Genomic DNA, 18,450 nt, shown 5'->3' with positions numbered 1-18,450 from the left:
CGTTTTTTCCTGCCGAGAAAACAGCGGTTCAAATGACGGTTTTGATTTTTCTTTTGAAATGGGAGGATAAATAGGGGTTAATCCACCGCGAAAACATCCACGGTTTCGATTTTCCCCTTGACCGCATGCCGTCCCATCGGTTTCAGCCGCGCATTCGATTCGATCAGCCGTTTGCGGGTCTCCCCGCTGATCAGGATTTCCGTCTCCAGTTTCTTGTTGAGGTCCTGGAGCCTTGAGGCCAGGTTGACGGTATCGCCAAGCATGCTGTAGGTCTTGCGCTTCGAACTGCCCACGTTGCCGGCCAGAACATGCCCACTGTGAATCCCGATACCGTGACGAATCTCCGGTTCTCCCCTGCCCCGGCGTTCCGCATTGAGTGACCGAAGCGCTGCACGCATGGCACATGCGGCAGATACGGCATGGTCGGGATGGCGGTCGTCGGATTCGGGCGCGCCGAATACGGCCTCAATTTCGTCACCGATGAACTGGAGCACCACGCCGCCATGTTTGCTGATGACCCCCTCCATCTCGGTAAAATAGCGATTCATCAGTTCAACGACCGAATGCGGGCTCCGCTGTTCCGCAAACCCGGTAAAATTGCGCATATCGCAGAACAGGATGGTCACATCGACCATTTCCCCTGACGGGGCGATGGCGTCGTTGAGGATTTTACGGCTGATTTCAGGAGAGACATACTGGTCGAAGCTGGATCGGCAGAAATCCCTTTCCTGCAGGCCCACCATCATCTGGTTGGTTTTTTCGGCCACCCGGGCAAATTCGTCACTGGAAAGGATCGGCACCTGTTTTTCGAGATTGCCCCGGCTGATTTCGTCCATGGCAGCCAGCTGGGCATCCAGGATTTCGGTCAGGTTGGCGGCGTAGCGGCGGACGATGACAAGGGAAATCCCCAGCAGAACAAACAGGGCGAATGCGATCTCCTTGAAGATTCCCCAGTAAATGTCGGGGCGGGAAAGATCCTGGCCGATCAGGTAGTAAACATCCAGGAGGACCATCAGTAAAATGGAAAGGGCCATCATTCCCACCACCGTTACGATCAGGACAAAAATCTTCTTGCTTACCGTCAGCAGCTTTCCCGAGGGCAGTGAAAAGGTTTTCTGCCCCTTGAGTTGATTGACAATGCGGCGTTCGACGGAAAGGTAGCCGAGCATGCCGCTGAACATCCCGAAGGCCAGGCAGGCGGCCAACACCTTGATACCGGTCGATGCGTATGGGATGAAGAAAACGTAATAGATAAAAACCATCACGATTCCGGCTGCGGTCCAGGCCGTGAGATCGGCTGCAAATGCCAGCCACGGTTGACGGAATACCCGCTGGAGCGACGGTGTGGCCTCCGACAGCAGGGCATCCGACCGGTGGAAAAACCAAAGTCGTACCGGCAGTACGGCAAGAATGGGTCCGTATGAGATCAATACGGCCTTTGTATACCCGAGGCCGTCCAAAAACGGTCAGACCTGCGCGCCGTAAACAACCAGAACGGCGGTAAATGTGAGGTATATCGAAATCAGTTCCCGCATGTTGATGTCTGTCCCGTGGTACAGGTTGATGGAAAAGGATACCCGGGCGGCGTTGCACCCTGCCGGCGGGCTGAACGGTGTAAACCGGTCCTGCGATCGTGCTCTCGCCCATGGTCGAACACACATGGGACCGTCATGCCATCACCGGCATGCCTGTCCCGTGCCCCCGGGGTGCACCGGGTGGCCGTTGGCGCTCTTCTCACCGCCCGGCCGCCGTGGCGTCGGACGACACACGGACAATCGCTCCCTCCTTGACGGTCATGCGGCAAGGATTGCCGCCCATGCGGTAAGCCAGTTCAGCCGGTTCATCGACATTCCAGACGACAAAATCGGCCTGTTTGCCGACCTCGAGGGTTCCCCGGTCCCGGAGGCCCAGGGCACGGGCAGCGTGGCGGGTAAAGCCGGCCAGGGACTCGGCCGGTGTAAGGCCAAAACAGACACAGCCCATATTCATCATGAGCAATGGTGACGTGGTGGGACTGGTGCCGGGGTTGCAATCCGTGGCAAGGGCCATGGCGACGCCTTGCCGGCGCAGCAGGTCCACCGGCGGCGTCCGGGTCTCCTTGAGAAAATAAAAAGCACCGGGCAACAGCACCGCCACGGTGCCGGCCGCGGCCATGGCCTTTGCGCCGGCCGCGTCTAAATACTCAAGGTGGTCTGCGCTCAGGGCACCGAAACGGGCAGCCATGGCGGCCCCCTTGCTGTCACTGAGTTGTTCGGCATGCAGTTTAACCCCGAGGTTGAGCCGTCGGGCCGCGGACAGGACCCGTTCGGTCTGGGCCGGGGTGAAAGCAATCCGCTCGCAGAAGACATCCACCGCCTGGGCCAGGCCATCGGCGGCCACAGCAGGCATCATCTCGTCAACCACCAGATCGATATAGGCATCCGGCCGCCCCGTGTATTCCGGCGGAAGGGCATGGGCACCCAGAAAAGTCGCCGTAACGGAAGTCGGGAATGCCTGGTCCAGTCGCCGGGCCACCCGGAGCATCTTCAATTCGGTTGGCGTATTCAGGCCGTAGCCCGACTTGATCTCCACGGTGGTGACGCCTTCCGCCTGCATGGCCGCCAACCGCAGGGCGGACTGATCGAAGAGGTCCGCCTCCGAAGCGTTTCGCACCGCATTGACCGTGCTGAGAATACCGCCGCCGGCACGGGCGATTTCTTCATAGGAGGCACCGTTCAGCCGCATTTCAAATTCCCCGGCCCGGCTGCCGGCATAAACGAGGTGAGTGTGGCAGTCGATCAGCCCGGGCGTGACGCAGGCACCTTCAAGGTGGTGCACCGCCCGGGCTTTCGCCGCCGCATCCGCGGGAAGCCTGGCCTGTGGCCCCAGCCAGACGATGCGCCCGGCGTCCACGGCCATGGCACTGTCGGCCATCAAACCGTATGGGGTATGGCCGGCCATGGTGGCCAGCCGCATATCCAGCCACAGGGAGTCAACGGTTTCGGGAAAAACGGGAAAGTTCATCGCAGGCCTCGGGACAACGGCGTTCAGGTTGCCCTAAAATACATATAACTCATTGTAATTTTTATATTGTCAAGTTCAGCCAGGACACTATGTATGTTTTTGGCCAATACGAGTCAAGCCCTTTTCACCACCAGACGACATGGAACGGCAGGCCACGACGACCGGTGTCGGTCGGCCGGACCCCATCGGCGTCAAGCCCGCTTGCCGGATCGGGGGTGACTTCTCAGCAACACGTAAGTGGCCCCGGTTCCCCCGTCACAGGCTCTGGCGCTGGTAAAGGCAATGACCCAGCGTTTCCAGTGTCCCCGTGTCAGCCAATCGAAGAGGTTTCGCTTGAGTACCGGCGGACCCGGAGAGCAGCGCCCCCGGCCATGAACGACCAGCACGGCCCGCCGTCCCAATGCCACCGAGCGTTTCATGAACCGATCAAAGTCCGCCCTGGCGGTTTCGACCCCCATGCCGTGCAGATCCACATGGCCCTGGATGGAAAAATGCCCGCCATGCAACCGGCGAAACACCTCGGGGGCAACCCACGAACAGGCGCCTTGCACATATTCAGCGGTATGGGTAAGCACAAAGCCCTCACCGGTCTCCACGAGCAGCTTGAGCCGACGTTTCGCGTCGGCATCGGGATCTTCAGCGGGAAGCGTCGGCGCTTTGGCTGCCGGCACCCGGGGTGCGGTCCGTCCCCTTCGGTCCAGGGGCGCGACATCGGCCATGGCAGCTTTGAACATGGCCTTTTCTTCAGCGGGGGTCAGCGGCCGTGATGGCGGTTCGGGGAGATGGACTTGGGGCAGGCGAACCTTCATCAGGTCCAGGCGCTTGCCCAGGGAGGCAAAAGGTCGGTTTCCGATGGATGCAGGGCGTGGTTTCATGGCACCTCCCGCATGAGAAGAACCGCAAACGGCCGCAAGTCAGGGAACGCCCGGTCAACCTCTGCCGGGCTGCCGGAAATGGCTGCGAAAGATATCCCTTTTCGCCTCGCCGCGTCGATAGCGAAAATAGTCTTTCAGGATCTGACCGTGGTCGAAAGCCAGGGGTGCAGGCAGACGGCCGACGGTGAATACGCCGGCATCTTTGGCATCGTCCGCGGCCACCGGCCGGCCGTCGGCCGATGCCACAAACACCGTGGTAATCGTGTGGTGCCTCGGGTCCCGATCCGGGTTCGAATAAACGTATAAAAGATCCTCGAGCCGGACCGCAAGCCCCGTCTCCTCTCGTGCCTCACGGACAGCGCAGGCCTCCACGGTTTCCCCCCAGTCCAGAAAACCGCCGGGGATGGCCCACCCGAAAGGCGGATTCTTTCGCTGAATAAGAACGATGCCGCCTTCCACCTCGATAATGATGTCCACCGTGGACAAGGGGTTCCGGTAAGGTTCGGCCATGCTACAATTCCGGCGCACCGGATGGCACCAGGCAGACAAAAGTCAGCCGGTCGTCACCGGAATTCCTGATCTGGTGTTCCTCATTGCCGGGTATAAAGGCCACACTGCCCGGCGTCACCGGAACCCAGCTGCCATTTTGCCACAATTCCCCCTGACCGGCATGGAAAAAAATCTCATGTTCCCAGTCATGCTGGTGCTTCGGGGTATAACCGCCCTTGTCCAGTTCAAAGACACGCATGCAAAAGTTGGGAGCGCCGTCCGCCTTGCCGATGACCACCCGGCCGGCAACGCCCTTGACCATCTGGTTGTCAAAACGGGTTTCCGGTTCCTGACGATATTGTATGACTTTCACGATTCGCTTCCTGCCTTTCCATGGAAAAACGATGGGTTCAAACATCAGAGGTCTGAAATTATGAACCCGCCCCGATCCTGTCAACAGTTTTATGGAAACCGTGCCCGGGATCCGGGCCGTGGAAAACCGGAAAGAAGGGCCGTACCGCCGTGGCTGGCCCTATGCCATCGAAACACAGTTGCGGGTGACTTCAGCGGCAATTCCACTGCCCGAACTGTCTGCTTGACTATGGGAGGATTTTACGATGGAATAGCATGCTTTAGCGTTCCGTTTATCAGGGTTGTGGAAAATCGGTTCCGCTTACCGTTTAATGGGTTGAGAAAAATCGGGGAGGAAAAGGATGGATCTGAAAACCGTATGTCCGGACAAGCTGATGGATGCTGAAACCGCCATCGCCAAAATAAAAAATGGGAGTCGGGTGTTCATCGGCACCGGATGCGGTGAACCCCAGCACCTGATCCGGACCATGGTTGAAGATCTGAGCATGCAGGACATCATGGTTTACCAGATGCTGTCCTGGACATTTTCCGACTATGTGGACAATCCCCGGTTTCTGAAACGATTCTCCCTGAAGCTGTTTTTCATCAGCAGCTCCATGAGAAAAGCGGCATTCGAAGGCAAGATCGACTACATCCCCACCTATCTGTCCCAGATCCCCCGATACTTTGCCAACCAGCGTATCGGCCTGGACGTGGCCCTGATACAGGTCAGTCCGCCTGACAGGCACGGCTACTGCAGCCTCGGGGTGTCCATCGACATCACGCTCGCCGGCATGCAGAATGCCAGAATGGTCATCGCCCAGGTCAACCCCCGCATGCCGAGGACCTGGGGCGACAGTGTCGTCCATATCGATGACATCGATTACCTGGTCGAGTATGAGGAACCGCTGGTCGAAGCCCTGCCCAGCATCAAGAATTCTGAGATCGCCAGCCGCATCGGTTTTTATGTCAACCAGCTGGTGGAAGACGGCGCGACCCTTCAGATCGGGTTCGGCCACCTTCCCTATGCCATCCTGCAGCAACTGACCAACAAGAACGATCTGGGCATCCACACACAGCTGATCACCGACGGTGTCCTGCCGCTTTTAGAGAAAAAAGTGATCACCAACCGCAAAAAGACCCTGCTCCCCGGCCGGGTGGTGGCATCGCTGTGCATGGGATCGGAAAAGCTCTACCGATATGTGGACAACAACCCCATGTTTTACTTCCGTTCATCGGCCTTCGTCAACGACCCCACCGTCATTGCCCGAAACGACAACCTGATCTCCATCAGCTCCGCACTGGAGGTGGATCTCACCGGACAGGTGTGCTCCGACTCCATGGGCCATCTGTTCTACAGCGGTATCGGCGACCAGGTGGATTTTCTGAGGGGCAGCGCCATGTCCAAAGGCGGCTTTTCAATCATCGCCATGCCCTCCACGGCACAAAACGGCAAGGTGTCCCGGATCGTTCCCCATTTGAGTGAAGGGGCCGGAGTGGCCACCACCAGGGGGGATGTGAACTTCGTGGTCACCGAATACGGCATCGCCGAGCTTCAGGGCAGGAGCATCTATCAGCGGGTCATGGAGCTGGCCCAGATCGCCCACCCCAAATTCAGGGAAGAACTCATCGACGTCGCCAAAACCCGGCACTACATCTTTTCGGATCAGCTGCCCCCCTCCCAGGACGACCTGATTTTCATCGAGGGCTACAAAAACCGCCTGACCCTGAAAAACGGAAAAGCGGTCGAGTTCCGTCCGCTGTTGCCGTCGGACGAATTTGCCTACCGCAACTTCTTTTACTCGCTCCAGGAAAAAACGATTTATTTCCGCTTTTTCTATAAAATGAAGCTCTTCTCCCACGAGGTGGTGCAGAAGCAATGGGCCAGCGTGGACTACCGCAAAAACATGTCCATGATCGGCCTGGTGCGCAGGGGCGGCCACCAGGAAATCATCGCCATCGGATCCTATGCGGATGAAAGCGAAACCCAGGCAGAAGTCGCCTTTGTCGTTCGTGAGGATTTTCAGGGTATGGGCATCGCATCCCACCTGCTGGCCGACCTGGAACGCATCGCCAAAGAGAATCATTTCAAATCCTTTTCCGCAACGGTCCTGCGCGAAAACACCGCCATGCTCCACGTCTTTAAAAAACGCTATCCCAACGCCCAAACGACCGTCAGCGGCGGCAGCGATGTCACCATGCACATGGATTTCGACGATGCCGTTGAACCGGGGAAGACCGGAGACCGCAAGGTGCCGGACGCGAACGCCTGCGCCTGTCCGGATACGGGCGATAAGGCGACCGGCGCCTGAGGGGTTTTTCGGCCGGCAACCGGACATGCCCGTGATGCCCGCTGCCAAGCCGCGGCCTGCATCATTTCACGCCACGAACTCGGCCATCGATTCTTTTTCCTCATCGAAGTAAGTGATCCGTGTTGCATAGGTTCGCAAACTGATCTGAAGCACCGCCCGGCAAGGGAGCTGCGTCCAGGAGAGTCGGAGCTGATCGTCGGGCGCGTCTTCGATGGCAAACCGGCCCTCAAAAGCCGGGTAGCGGCTCCTGAATTCCATGAGCCGCAGCAGGCGCTGCACCACCGGTTTTTGTATGTCCCGGGCAATTTCGTCCAACGTGAAGTTATGCCGGTTGATGTCCCGGCCGTTTTTGGTCTGCTGCACCAGTTCGATGTCATTTTCCCCGGCCAGCAGGCCCACGTAGTAGACCTGCGGAATCCCCGGCGTGAAAAATTGAATGGCCCGTGCCGCGATATAGGAATCGTCGTTGCATTCCAGGGCGGAATAATAGGTGCAGTTCACCTGATAGATGTCCAGGTTCTGGAATTCGGGTCCGGAAAAAATCTTGCGGGTGTTGGCACCCTTTTCATCCAGGCCGTCGAGGGTCCGCTCGAGTTCTTCAGGTGAAAGCAGGTCCTGCACGTCCACCACGCCAATCCCGTCGTGGGTGTCCAGGGTGGTTACCTGTCTTCTCGGGCAGATCGCCAGCCATTGTTTGAGCACCCGGCTGGTGTGATGATAAAGGGTATGCAGCACCAGCATGGGCAGCGAGAAATCATAGGTCCAGTATCCGTGTTCGGAAATTCTCTGGTGATAACTGTAGTGCTCATGAACTTCGGGAAGAATTTCCACGTCAAAGGGAGAGACGTAATCCTGAAGCCACTCGAGCAGCTGCCATACCTGGGGCTCCAGAAAAAAGCAGTTGGTGCCGATTTTTATGGTACAATAGGCAAAGGCATCCATACGGATCATTTTCGCGCGGGTCCGCGACAGCTGGATCAGGAAACGGCGCATCACTTCATGGGTTTTGGGCGAATCCCAGTCTAGATCGATCTGCTCATAGTCAAAGGTGCACCAGACCTTCTCCTTGGAGCCGTCGGCGCGCTGCACAATGGTATACGGCGGGCGGGGTTTTCGGGTATAGACCCTGGCCAGATCCGCAGCATCGATTTCACCGTTCGGGGCCAGCTTGTTGAAGCTCAGGAACATATCGGCATACTCCGAGTCGGATCCTTTTTCGAAATAATCCTGAAAATAGGCGGATTGCCTGGAAATATGATTGACCATGAAATCGATGATCAGGTCGAATTCGCGCCCGATCAGTTCGATATCCCTCCAGGTACCGAATGCCGGATCCACCTCGTCATAGGTTAACGGGGCAAATCCACGATCCGCCGAAGACGGGTAGAACGGCAACAGGTGAATGCCGCCGATCGCCCGACGCAGGTAGCGGCGCAGCACGAAGTGCAACTCGGCAAGATCGCCGCCGAGACTGTCGGGATACACGATCAATTGTACGCTGTTTTTAAGGGTCATCGCTTAACCTCCTATCGCCTCGTCAATGAAACGGTAGTGCTGCAATCCTTCTATGATGCCACCGGCACAGGCGCGGTCGGCGAAATAGACATTCCGGCTGCCCTTCAACTCCTTCAGTTCATGGCTGAAGTTGGCCACCACCACGGCACGGGGTTCGCCGCGCAGCATCTCTTCATCGTTTCCGGAATCGCCGCAGACCAGAAAATTCCTCAACGGGATATCCCATTTGTAGCTCAGGTAGCGGATGGCCTTCCCCTTGGAAGCCCGGTAGGGCAGGATATCCAGGTAGCGATCATGGGAATAAATCAGGTTGTACCGGCAACGGTGATGGAGCAGGCGGTTATGGATGACCGCCAGGCGGTCTTTGGCCGGTTCCATGTAGTAACTGACCTTGAATCTGCGCTGGGTCTCTTCTTCCTGGTATTCCAGGAAATCGATATCCTTGAGCAGGTCGACGATTTTTCCCCGGTTCCATCGACTGGCAATATGGCTGGCCCATCCGAGGCTGGGCTGCTGGCTCCTGCCGTAGAAAAGGGCGCTGCCCACCGAACAGATAATGAGATCCGGATGGGGGATCCCGTATTTTTCGAGAATAGTCCGGGCTGAGTCGGAAGTCCGCCCGGTGGCCACCCCGAAGCCGATGCGGTCCTGGTGCCGATTCAACAGCCGCACCAGCTTTTCCAACCGGGTGTTATCCGAACCGATCAGCGTATTGTCGATATCGGTAATCAGGACATGACTGAGCTTCATCAGGCGGCGCCCGACGGAATTTTTGGGCTTTGCGGTCGCCAGGTTGGATCCCTGATTTCCGGTGGTCAGCTTTTTAATGGCGGCGGTGTAGTCGCGGGTATGGCTTTGCCAGGTATAGTGCTTGCGCACGTTCATGACCCCGTTTTTCGAATAGCGCTCCCACAAATCCGTATCCGCGATAATCTTGCGCAAGGCCGAAGACATCTGTCCCGTGTCGGCGACATTCACGAGGAGGCCGTTTTCGCAGTTGCGGATAATGTCGTTGGGGCCGCCGTCGTCAGTGGCCACGATGGGCAGGCCGGTCGCGGAGGCCTCGAGCAGGGTGAGGCCGAACGGTTCCGTCAGGGCCGGGTTGATGAACACCCCGCTTCTTTCGGCGGCGATCCGATACAGGGCCGGCACTTCGTACTCGAAATCGTGTTTTTTGGGAATGGCCATTTTCCCGTACAGGTCGTATTTGTCCATGCCCAGCAGCATTTCGGTGAGGACCCCGCGCTCGTTGTCCGCCATGGCATCGATGTCCTTTCGCAAGCCGGCGAACACGGCAAGGTTGGCCATGCTCTGCAGCTCGAGGTCCATGCCGTAGGCCTTGACCAGCCCGGAAATATTTTTGCGTTTATCCGGCCGGCTCAAGGCCAGGATCAGTGGTTTTTCCGGGCTCATGAAAAAGCGGTTTAATTCCTTGAGCATGGAAGCCTGGGCATAGCGCGCATTCTCTGACTGCTGCGCATCATCGGGGTTGTCATGGTAATAGGGGTAGAAGGTGTCGATGTCGATGCCGGGCGGCACGACCCGATATCGGGGAACATCCTTATTCCGGTACAGCCCGTATTGCTCCCGGATTTCATGGTGGGTGCTGGTGACCACCAGGTCTGCCCGCGCCAGGATTTGCTCTTCCGCATCGATTCGGCGATCGATTTTGAATTTTCGGATTATTTCCGCCTCTGTCATTCCCTGGTCCATGAGCCTGGCCAGCTTGGCACGGCCAAGGGAGTGGCCGGTATAAACGAATGGCAACCCCAGTATATCGGCCAGTTGCATGCCGACGTACCCCCCGTCAGGATAATGCCCATGAACGATATCCGGCATGGCCCGGTGACGCTTGATAAACTTGATTGTCTTGTCCACATACTCTTCGAGGTAGGGCCAGAGCAGTTCCTTGCGCATATATTTTCGCCCCCCGCACTGAATGCGAACAATGCGGAACTTGTCGCTGACGGCCTCGATGGACTCGCTGTAATCCGAACTGACGCGTTTGTCGGCAATCAGGCGCGTGAACAGGTCCACCCGTCTGACATCCGCCCTGCGGCTCAGGCTGGTGCCCAGTTCCATAACATACTTGACCTGCCCCCCCGTATCCGCATCTCTTCCCATTTCCAGGTTTTTGGATCGAATCAGTCCATGCAGGCTGAACAAGTGGATGCAGAGTCCTTTATCGGTCATGGGGACGTCCTTTCATTGATGCCCTCGTAAAAAAATCATTTACCCGGCGGGTTCGTGGAAAACCGAGATCAAAGATTGCGAATCCCGTGGAATGAGGCGTCCTTACCGTACTCGGCAGTGACGAGGGATGAAGCGTAACGCAGATATCGGATTTTTTACGAATCCGTCTTCATTGGCTGTCGGAAATCGTCGTAGAAAGCCTCGTCATCGGGAATCGCACCGCGGATGCCGCATATGCGCCCGGCGAATCGGGTGGCTTGCTCGACGGTCAGGTCCCAGGGACGGCCGAGGAGTCGGCCGGCAGCAAGCAGTGCGGCATACCCGTCACCGGCACCGACCGTATCAAGAATGACTTTTGTCGACTCGGCGGGACGGCTGATTTCCATGTGGCGGTGATACAGGCTGCTGCCATGACTGCCTCGAGTGAGCGCCAGCGTACTGATCGAAAACCTTTCCATCAGCCAGGGAATCAGTTCGCCGGTGGCGACGGGGCCATCAAAGGCCTGTTGAACCGCAGTCAGTTCCGACGCGTTTAATTTGAGCAGATCCGCGTGGTAAAGGGATCCGGACACGGCGCGGGCATTGACGTGAGGCGGCCGCATGTTGATGTCGCAAAAACAGCCGGTACCGGGTTCCCGGCGGTCAAGAAACCGTTGGACCTGCCGGCAACCGTGATCGGTTCGCTGGATCAGGGTACCGAAATAAATCATCTCGACACCGTGCGCATCCGACAGGCCGGCGATGTCCAGATCCAGATGGTCGTAGGCAACGTTCTCACAAATATCGAAACGGGGAACACGGTGTTCATCCAGGTCCACGTGAACCGTTCCCGTGGGATGCCGCGGGTCTATCTGGATGTCGGCTTCGCTGAAGCCGTTTTGTCTCAGCATGCCCAAAATCCGTCTCCCGTGCCGATCATCCCCCACACGGGTGAGAAACCGCACCGGAAACCCGAGGCGTTTGAGATGAAAGGCAAAGTTGAACGGGGCACCGCCGATCCGCTGATAGTCCCGGAACATGTCGATCAGAATCTCACCAACAACGACGATCACGTGACCTCCTTTGAACCGGCAATCGGGTGTCGAGCCTGCCATGAGGGCTTCGAAACGGACGAAGATAAAAATCGTGGATTGGGCGAAAAGCGAACCGGGAAACCGGTTCCGCAAAGGCCATAATGCCCTATCAAGCCGTTTTTTGCAAATCAGGCCACCGGCAGAACACCATCAAATGACGACCGCATCAGCAGAGTGGAGACCATCTTGCCGCCGCCGCGGTGATGAATCCGTGGAATATCCGGCAGCCAAGAGTCTGCAACGCCCGAAGCATGCGCATTCCGCCTTCAGCCGAGGTGAAGCACGAACGTCGAATGGTCTACAGTGACGTCACCTGAAACGGGGTGCAGTGAATGGCAAGGCTGCCCTTTTTCACCCAGATTCTGGCCATGGTTACCGTCTCGCCGGCCATGTTTACCACATTGGCCAGCTTTTCCACATGGGTGATATCGTTTTTACTGAATTCCAGGTAAGGGCTTTTGGGGTTATACGGATCGGGAATCAAGATGATCTGGTCCGGCTCCAGCGGATGTTTTTGCGGGGACCCGCTGTAGGGCACATGCGTCTTGGAAAGGGAACGGATATCCTTGGGCGGCTTATATTTCTCAATTTCAAATTTGTCGGCTTTTTGAAGCGTCGTGATCACGGCCATGTCTCCCTCCGGAAATTGTCGTCACGTTAGTATCGAATACTGAACTCTCCAAACTCGCCCCGGTACTCCTGCCAGGTGATGTCCACCTTTTCCACGCTGGAGGCGGGCGGCCCGCTTCTGCACCAGTTGATCAGGGAGGTCACATCGGCTCGGTCGCCTTCGACGACGGTTTCGACGGTACCGTCAGGCTGGTTTCTGACCCATCCGCAGACATCGAAGACCGCTGCCGCCTTCCGGGTTTCCATCCTGAAGCAGACACCCTGAACCCGCCCGTGGACAATCAGGTGCGCCCTGGCTTTTTTTTCCATGGGATCCTCCTACGCGTCTGTAGCTTGTTGGATTCAACCGTCAGAATATTTCCCGGGGCGATGGATGTCAAGGCGGTGAAACCGCATCATTGCCAATAGCGGGCACACGCATTTTCTTTTCTCTTTTTTTCTGTTAGGTATCCCTTACTGGAATTCGTCATGCGACATCCTCCCCATTCGTCATGCGAGGGTTGAATAATATGAAAATCGGCGTCAATTCTGAAATCGGCGGACTTGAAGGGGTCGTCCTGCACACGCCCGGTCCGGAAGTGGAAAATATGACCCCCCGGAATGCGGAGCGGGCCCTGTACAGCGACATCCTCAATCTGTCGGTGGCACAGAAAGAATATGCCCAGTTGGCGGACCTGCTGGACACCGTAACCGAAACTTACCAGGTCCGGGATCTGCTCGAATCGGTTCTGGCGGAGCCGGCGGTCAAATCGTCCCTGGTGATGACCATCTGTGAGGCGGAGGGATGCCTGGACCTTTGCGACGACCTGCTGGCGCTTACGGAAAAAACGCTTGCCAGGCAGTTCATCGAAGGCGTGGTTCAGCCGCGGGACAACCTGACCCGATTTCTTTCCAGAGAACGGTACTCCCTGCCACCGCTTCACAATTTTTTCTTCACCCGTGATGCCGCCATGGCGATAACGGACGAAATCCTCATTGGCCGGATGGCCAAGCCGGTGCGGTCCCGTGAATCCATCATCATGGAGGCCATCTTCAATCACTGCCCCCGGCTCAGCGCCCGCACGGTCAATCCCCTTGCGCAAAAGCATCCGGACCCGGCCGCCACCATCGAAGGCGGTGACGTGCTCGTGGCCCGGGACGACGTCCTGGTGATCGGCAACGGCAGCCGCACCTCGACCCAGGGCATTGATTTTATCATCGAAAGGCTCAAGGCCCAGAGGGACCGGGAACGCCATCTCCTTGTACAGGAACTGCCCCACAGCCCGGAATCCTTCATTCATCTGGATATGGTGTTCACCCTGCTGGACCAGTGCCACTGCATGGTGTTCGGCCCGCTCATGCTCCAGCCCAGCAAGTATCAGGCCATTCATATCACAGTTGAAAACGGCCGCGTGACCCGTATCCGGGAAGAGAAAAGCCTCATCGAGGCCCTGCGGGGGGTAGGCATGGATCTGACACCGGTATGCTGCGGCGGGGTCGACGATCTGTGGATCCAGGAGCGGGAGCAGTGGCATTCCGGGGCCAATTTCTTTGCCCTGGCCCCGGGCAAGGTCGTCGGCTACGCCCGCAATGTACACACCATGGAGGAGATGAACAACAACGGATTCGACGTCCTGCCGGCCGACGAAATCATCTCGGGAAGGCGGCAGTTGAAGGATCTGGGACGGTGTGCCATCACCCTGGACGGTTCGGAACTGCCCCGCGGGGGGGGCGGCGCGCGCTGCATGACCATGCCCGTCCGCCGCAGACCGGTAACCGGCTGAATCCGGGTGTCGGCCACGGTTTGACAAACCGGCCGCTTCGCCATAGATTTCATACGGGTCTGCTCACCATCCATCCACCGGAAAGTCTTTCCCTTTTTTTGAAACGGCTACCGGTATCCATCAGGAAAACAGGAGAGGCACCATGAAAAAAATGGGGGACATGCTGCTCAGGCGCGACGCTTTCTCTGAAATTGTAATGGGCAACACGGCCATCGTCCGGGCCATGGTTGAGGCGGGCACGCGGGTAGTCAGCGCCTACCCGGGATCCCCCACCCCGGAAATCGCGACGGCCATCCAGGCCATCCCCGTCCCTGATCGTCCCTTTTACTTTGAATTTTCCACCAACGAAAAGGTGGCCACGGAACTGGCCTACGGGGCCGCGGTCAACGGGCACCTCTCCACGGTTTTTTTCAAAAGTGTCGGCTTGAATGTGGCCGCGGATACGTTTGTGCAGCTGAGCCTGATGAACATCATCGGGGGCATGGTCGTCATTCTGGGGGACGATCCTGGGGCCAACTCCTCCCAGAACGAGCAGGACAACCGCCACTATGCGCTCATGAGCTATACTCCGGTACTCGAGCCGGCCGATCCGTCCGAGGTCTACCGATTTTACCTCGAAGCGGCCCGCCTGTCCCAACGGCATCGCATGCCGGTCATCCTGCGGCTTACCACCCATGTCTGCCACGCCAAAGAAAAGGTGGCATTCGGCCCCTGGAACCCGGGCAAGCCGGACGACACGCCACGGTTCGATCCGGCCAATGGTCCCTACATTCCCATCACGGCCCTGGCCATCGAACAAAAACGCACGGCCCTGGCCAGACTGGCCCGGGTCCGCGAACATGCCGAAAGCACGGGATTGACCCGTTTGGTAGACGCCGGCAACCCAAAACGCGGGGTCATCACCATGGGGCTTCCCTTTCTCTCGCTGATGGAAGTGCTGGAAGGGGCGGATGAGAAACCCGACATCCTGAAACTGGCCTACGTCCACCCCCTGCCCCGACGGCAAATCATTCGGTTCCTCTCCAGCCACCAGGAGATCAAAATTCTCGAAGAGCTGGATGACGTGCTTGAGAACCAGATCAAGGCCATCGCCTTTGACGAAGGGCTGCAGGTCATAATCTCTGGAAAGGCCGAACCACAGGATTGGATCGGCGAGTACACCCCGGACAAGGTGCAACAGGTGCTGTCGTCCGTCTGGCCGGACATGACGGCACCGCAGCCTGCGGCGGCGGCAGCCGACCCGGCGCCCCACCGGCCGGCCCAGATGTGCCCGGGGTGCGGCCATCGCAGCGCCTTTCATGCCATCAAGCAAGCGCTCTCGCCAACCGATATCACCGTGGCGGATATCGGCTGCCATACCCTGGGGTTCCTGCCGCCGTACGAAATGGGGCAACTGCTCATGTGCATGGGCGCATCGCCGGCCATGGGCAGCGGACTGCGCCTGTTCAACACCAGCCGCAAGGTGGTGGCCTTCATGGGCGACTCGACGTTCTTCCATGCCGCCCTGCCCGGGATCACCAATGCCATTTTCAACCGGCACCCCATCACGCTGATTCTCATGGAAAACGGAACGACCGCCATGACCGGCCACCAGGACCATCCGGCCAGCGGGAAAAACATCAACCGGGCGACCGACAAGATTCCCGTCCGTCAGGTACTGGAAGGCCTGGGCGTCAAACATATTTTTGAAGTGGACACCTACCAGCAGGCCAAACTGATTGAACGGGTGACCGAGGCGACGGGGATCGAGGAATTCAGCGTGGTGATCGCCCGCCATCCCTGCATGCTGAAATTCACCCGTGAGCAAAGAAGAAAGCCCGGTTTTCAGCAAAAGCATGTAGAGATCGACCAAGCGGTCTGCGAACGGATCCATACCTGTGTCCAAACCTTTGGCTGCCCGACATTCACCCGGGACGCCGATGGCCGTGTCACCGTCAACACCGACCTTTGCATCGGCGACGGCTCCTGCATCCAGACCTGCCCGTCAGGGGCCATTGTCCCTGCGGGCAAAAAAGGGAAAGGGGGTGCGGCATGAAGGCGTTCAACATTTATCTGACCGGCGTTGGCGGCCAGGGCATCGGCCTGATCAGTGAAATCATCCTGCGGGCAGCCGATCACGCCGGCCATGCGGTGAAGAGTGTGGACACCCACGGGCTGGCCCAGCGCGGCGGTATCGTTGTCTCCCATATACGCATCGGCGATAATTTGTTCTCGCCGCTGATTCCTGCCGGGCGGGCGGATCTGGTGATCTCGCTGGAGCGGCATGAAGCGCTTCGGGCGACGGCCACCATGCTGAAAACCAGGGGCCAGTTAATCTATTACAACACCGCATGGCAGCCGCTTCCCGTGCGGCTGAATGAAGCGGCTGAAGTAACCGAAAAGGAAATCGAAGCGCTTTGCCGCAGGCGTGACGTTGCGCTCACATCGGTTTTCCGGGCAGACCTGCCCGACATCCGCATGCAGAACATGGCCGTTCTGGCAAACATCCAACAGCGCCGGATGATTCCCGGCATCGACCTGGACCACTACCGGTCCGCCATGGCAGATCTCATGGCCGGCGCCATGCTGGAAAAGAATATGGCCATTTTCGCTCGTAGATCGTAGATCAGAAAAACCGGATGGAATTCAGCCGGTCAGCCTGAAATTTCGGGGATAGCACCCAGACCGATCAGGGAACGGGTCCAAACGCTCCGGCCAGCAGACGTTCCAGATCCTGTTCGGACATCAGTTTCTTTTCCAGCACCAGGGCCTTCAATGATTTCCCGCCGGCAAGACCTTCCTTGACCAGCGCGGCCACCCGATCATATCCCAATGTCGGGTTGAGGATGGTGGCCAGGCCGGCGCTGGCTTCAAAATTTTTCCGGCACCGCGTTTCATCCGCCTCGATTCCCCGGATGCACCGTTCATCCAGCATGGTGCAGGTCCGAATCAGGATATTGAAGGACTTGACCAGGTTCGCACCGATCAGCGGCATATGGGTATTGAGTTCCAGCTGGCCCAGCCCGCATGCCATGGCGACGCCGGAATCGTATCCCACCACCTGGATACAGGCCATGTTGGCCGCCTCGCAGATGCTGGGGTTGACCTTGCCCGGCATAATGGAGGAACCCGGTTCCACTGCCGGCAGCCGAATCTCGCCAATGCCGGTGTTGGGTCCGGATGACAGCAGCCGCAGGTCGTTGGCGATCTTTAAAAGATCCAAGGACAGAAGCTTGAGGGCCGCAGACACCTGCCCCATGTCGGTCATGAACTGGGTGATCTCGACGCCATTGCCCGGCACCTCGAAGGGCAACCCGGTGGCATCGCTCAACGCCGCCACAATATGGGATCGAAAAGCCGGCTTGGTATTGATCCCGGTGCCCACCGCGTTGCCGCCGATGCCAATTTCCAGAAGGCTCGCGCCGGCAGCGGTGATTCGCCGTTTCGCCTTTTCCAGCGCCCGGGCGTAACCGGAAAACGTCTGTCCCAGAGTGATGGGCACCGCATCCTGCAGGTGGGTACGACCGCTTTTGGGGACATGGGCAAATTCGTGCGCCTTGCCCCCCAATGATGCGATCGTCCGGTCCAGTGCCGCATCCAGCCGTTGGGTCAGCAGCAGACAGGCAACCCGGATGGCCGAAGGAAATACATTGTTGGTGGACTGCCCTTTGTTCACATGGTCGTTGGGGTGAACCGTCTGCCGGTCCCCGGGTTTCCCCCCCAGTTCGACCACGGCCAGATTGGCAATCACTTCGTTGACATTCATCTGGGAGGAGGTGCCCGATCCGGCCTGGAAAATATCGATGGGGAACTGGTCGTCGTGCATCCCGAGAAGAATTGCGTCGCAGGCCCTGCGAATGGCCCGGGACCGGTCCTGGTCGAGTAGCCCGAGCCGCTGGTTGGCAGTGGCACAGGCCGCTTTCAAGCGGACGATGGCGTAAATGATTTCCAGGGGCAGTACTTCTCCGGCAACGTTGAAATTTTCCATGGAACGGGATGTATGAATGCCATACCAGGCGTCTTCGGGAATCTGTTTCTCTCCCATGGAGTCCTTTTCGATACGCATGCTGCACCTCCGGCAATAAAAGAGTCGGTATCTGAATTTACAGCAACTGTGCTGACTGTCAAGAAGTCACGGCCCGTCTCGAACGTCCCGACCGTCCACGTACAAACCCGCGAACCACGGGGGCGTAAGGTCCGGCGGCTGAATAATTCCTTGACTTTAGCGGATTCATCGCAATCTTGGGGCTCAATTAACTATCGCATT

At 58.1% G+C, this 18,450-nt stretch carries 15 protein-coding genes; 4 read left to right on the top strand and 11 right to left on the bottom strand.

Going from position 1 to position 18,450, the window contains the following annotated elements; genetic code table 11:
• Positions 1 to 77: 77 nt before the first annotated feature.
• The 5 genes from DSCA_RS02140 to DSCA_RS02120 all read right to left on the bottom strand — a co-directional run bounded on the left by DSCA_RS02140 (position 78) and on the right by DSCA_RS02120 (position 4,740).
• Positions 78 to 1,460 carry an adenylate/guanylate cyclase domain-containing protein gene (locus DSCA_RS02140; RefSeq protein ID WP_331457143.1) on the bottom strand — a complete coding sequence of 461 codons (1,383 nt, stop codon included), beginning with the start codon at positions 1,458 to 1,460 and terminating at the stop codon, positions 78 to 80.
• Between the two features lie 274 nt (positions 1,461 to 1,734).
• On the bottom strand, positions 1,735 to 3,003 hold the full coding sequence (hutI, locus tag DSCA_RS02135) for an imidazolonepropionase (protein WP_155314863.1): 1,269 nt from the start codon (positions 3,001 to 3,003) through the stop codon (positions 1,735 to 1,737).
• A gap of 191 nt (positions 3,004 to 3,194) precedes the next feature.
• On the bottom strand, positions 3,195 to 3,878 hold the full coding sequence (locus DSCA_RS02130) for a Smr/MutS family protein (RefSeq protein ID WP_155314862.1): 684 nt from the start codon (positions 3,876 to 3,878) through the stop codon (positions 3,195 to 3,197).
• A gap of 54 nt (positions 3,879 to 3,932) precedes the next feature.
• On the bottom strand, positions 3,933 to 4,388 hold the full coding sequence (locus DSCA_RS02125) for an NUDIX domain-containing protein (RefSeq protein ID WP_155314861.1): 456 nt from the start codon (positions 4,386 to 4,388) through the stop codon (positions 3,933 to 3,935).
• A 1-nt stretch (position 4,389) separates the two neighbouring features.
• A complete protein-coding gene (locus DSCA_RS02120) occupies positions 4,390 to 4,740 on the bottom strand; it encodes a cupin domain-containing protein (RefSeq protein ID WP_231716355.1) in 351 nt (116 codons plus the stop codon).
• Between the two features lie 340 nt (positions 4,741 to 5,080).
• On the opposite strand from DSCA_RS02120, the gene DSCA_RS02115 reads away from it, so the two are divergent.
• Entirely contained in the window at positions 5,081 to 7,030 is a 1,950-nt protein-coding gene (locus DSCA_RS02115; protein ID WP_155314859.1) for a bifunctional acetyl-CoA hydrolase/transferase family protein/GNAT family N-acetyltransferase, read from the top strand.
• Positions 7,031 to 7,096: 66 nt separating this feature from the next.
• Here DSCA_RS02115 and gtfA read toward each other — a convergent pair whose 3' ends face one another.
• The 5 genes from gtfA to DSCA_RS02090 all read right to left on the bottom strand — a co-directional run bounded on the left by gtfA (position 7,097) and on the right by DSCA_RS02090 (position 12,750).
• Positions 7,097 to 8,545, bottom strand: coding sequence for a sucrose phosphorylase (gtfA, locus tag DSCA_RS02110; protein WP_155314858.1), 1,449 nt, complete (start codon positions 8,543 to 8,545; stop codon positions 7,097 to 7,099).
• Between the two features lie 3 nt (positions 8,546 to 8,548).
• On the bottom strand, positions 8,549 to 10,738 hold the full coding sequence (locus DSCA_RS02105; RefSeq protein WP_155314857.1) for an HAD-IIB family hydrolase: 2,190 nt from the start codon (positions 10,736 to 10,738) through the stop codon (positions 8,549 to 8,551).
• Positions 10,739 to 10,893: 155 nt separating this feature from the next.
• Positions 10,894 to 11,790 (bottom strand): PfkB family carbohydrate kinase, encoded by an 897-nt coding sequence (locus tag DSCA_RS02100; RefSeq protein WP_167527558.1) that lies wholly within the window; start codon positions 11,788 to 11,790, stop codon positions 10,894 to 10,896.
• 319 nt (positions 11,791 to 12,109) lie between these two features.
• Entirely contained in the window at positions 12,110 to 12,442 is a 333-nt protein-coding gene (locus DSCA_RS02095; RefSeq protein WP_155314855.1) for an inorganic pyrophosphatase Ppa, read from the bottom strand.
• Positions 12,443 to 12,468: 26 nt separating this feature from the next.
• Entirely contained in the window at positions 12,469 to 12,750 is a 282-nt protein-coding gene (locus DSCA_RS02090; protein WP_155314854.1) for an acylphosphatase, read from the bottom strand.
• A gap of 200 nt (positions 12,751 to 12,950) precedes the next feature.
• Here DSCA_RS02090 and DSCA_RS02085 point away from each other — a divergent pair, with 200 nt between their 5' ends.
• From DSCA_RS02085 to DSCA_RS02075, 3 genes are all read left to right on the top strand, one after another.
• Complete coding sequence (locus tag DSCA_RS02085; protein ID WP_197904716.1) at positions 12,951 to 14,204, top strand: arginine deiminase; 1,254 nt, start codon at positions 12,951 to 12,953, stop codon at positions 14,202 to 14,204.
• 142 nt (positions 14,205 to 14,346) lie between these two features.
• Positions 14,347 to 16,239, top strand: coding sequence for a thiamine pyrophosphate-dependent enzyme (locus DSCA_RS02080; protein WP_155314852.1), 1,893 nt, complete (start codon positions 14,347 to 14,349; stop codon positions 16,237 to 16,239).
• On the top strand, positions 16,236 to 16,808 hold the full coding sequence (locus DSCA_RS02075) for a 2-oxoacid:acceptor oxidoreductase family protein (protein ID WP_155314851.1): 573 nt from the start codon (positions 16,236 to 16,238) through the stop codon (positions 16,806 to 16,808). The genes DSCA_RS02080 and DSCA_RS02075 overlap by 4 nt, the downstream gene beginning before the upstream one ends.
• Positions 16,809 to 16,872: 64 nt before the next feature.
• Here DSCA_RS02075 and DSCA_RS02070 read toward each other — a convergent pair whose 3' ends face one another.
• The gene (locus tag DSCA_RS02070) at positions 16,873 to 18,249 is read right to left on the bottom strand and encodes an aspartate ammonia-lyase (RefSeq protein ID WP_155314850.1); all 1,377 of its coding nucleotides are present in this window, start codon (positions 18,247 to 18,249) and stop codon (positions 16,873 to 16,875) included.
• Positions 18,250 to 18,450: the final 201 nt, after the last annotated feature.

It is taken from the genome of Desulfosarcina alkanivorans (assembly GCF_009688945.1).
GTDB classification, from domain to species: Bacteria; Desulfobacterota; Desulfobacteria; order Desulfobacterales; family Desulfosarcinaceae; genus Desulfosarcina; species Desulfosarcina alkanivorans.
The sequence above is the reverse complement of the archived record's forward strand: the minus strand, read 5'-3'. Positions and strand labels throughout refer to the sequence as shown.

What these genes read in the sequence shown, in the direction of transcription:
- hutI (WP_155314863.1), bottom strand. Translation starts at nt 3,003, where the DNA reads ATGAACTTTCCCGTTTTTCCCGAAACCGTTGACTCCCTGTGGCTGGAT.
- DSCA_RS02130 (WP_155314862.1), bottom strand. Translation starts at nt 3,878, where the DNA reads ATGAAACCACGCCCTGCATCCATCGGAAACCGACCTTTTGCCTCCCTG.
- DSCA_RS02125 (WP_155314861.1), bottom strand. Translation starts at nt 4,388, where the DNA reads ATGGCCGAACCTTACCGGAACCCCTTGTCCACGGTGGACATCATTATC.
- DSCA_RS02115 (WP_155314859.1), top strand. Translation starts at nt 5,081, where the DNA reads ATGGATCTGAAAACCGTATGTCCGGACAAGCTGATGGATGCTGAAACC.
- gtfA (WP_155314858.1), bottom strand. Translation starts at nt 8,545, where the DNA reads ATGACCCTTAAAAACAGCGTACAATTGATCGTGTATCCCGACAGTCTC.
- DSCA_RS02105 (WP_155314857.1), bottom strand. Translation starts at nt 10,738, where the DNA reads ATGACCGATAAAGGACTCTGCATCCACTTGTTCAGCCTGCATGGACTG.
- DSCA_RS02095 (WP_155314855.1), bottom strand. Translation starts at nt 12,442, where the DNA reads ATGGCCGTGATCACGACGCTTCAAAAAGCCGACAAATTTGAAATTGAG.
- DSCA_RS02090 (WP_155314854.1), bottom strand. Translation starts at nt 12,750, where the DNA reads ATGGAAAAAAAAGCCAGGGCGCACCTGATTGTCCACGGGCGGGTTCAG.
- DSCA_RS02085 (WP_197904716.1), top strand. Translation starts at nt 12,951, where the DNA reads ATGAAAATCGGCGTCAATTCTGAAATCGGCGGACTTGAAGGGGTCGTC.
- DSCA_RS02080 (WP_155314852.1), top strand. Translation starts at nt 14,347, where the DNA reads ATGAAAAAAATGGGGGACATGCTGCTCAGGCGCGACGCTTTCTCTGAA.
- DSCA_RS02075 (WP_155314851.1), top strand. Translation starts at nt 16,236, where the DNA reads ATGAAGGCGTTCAACATTTATCTGACCGGCGTTGGCGGCCAGGGCATC.
- DSCA_RS02070 (WP_155314850.1), bottom strand. Translation starts at nt 18,249, where the DNA reads ATGCGTATCGAAAAGGACTCCATGGGAGAGAAACAGATTCCCGAAGAC.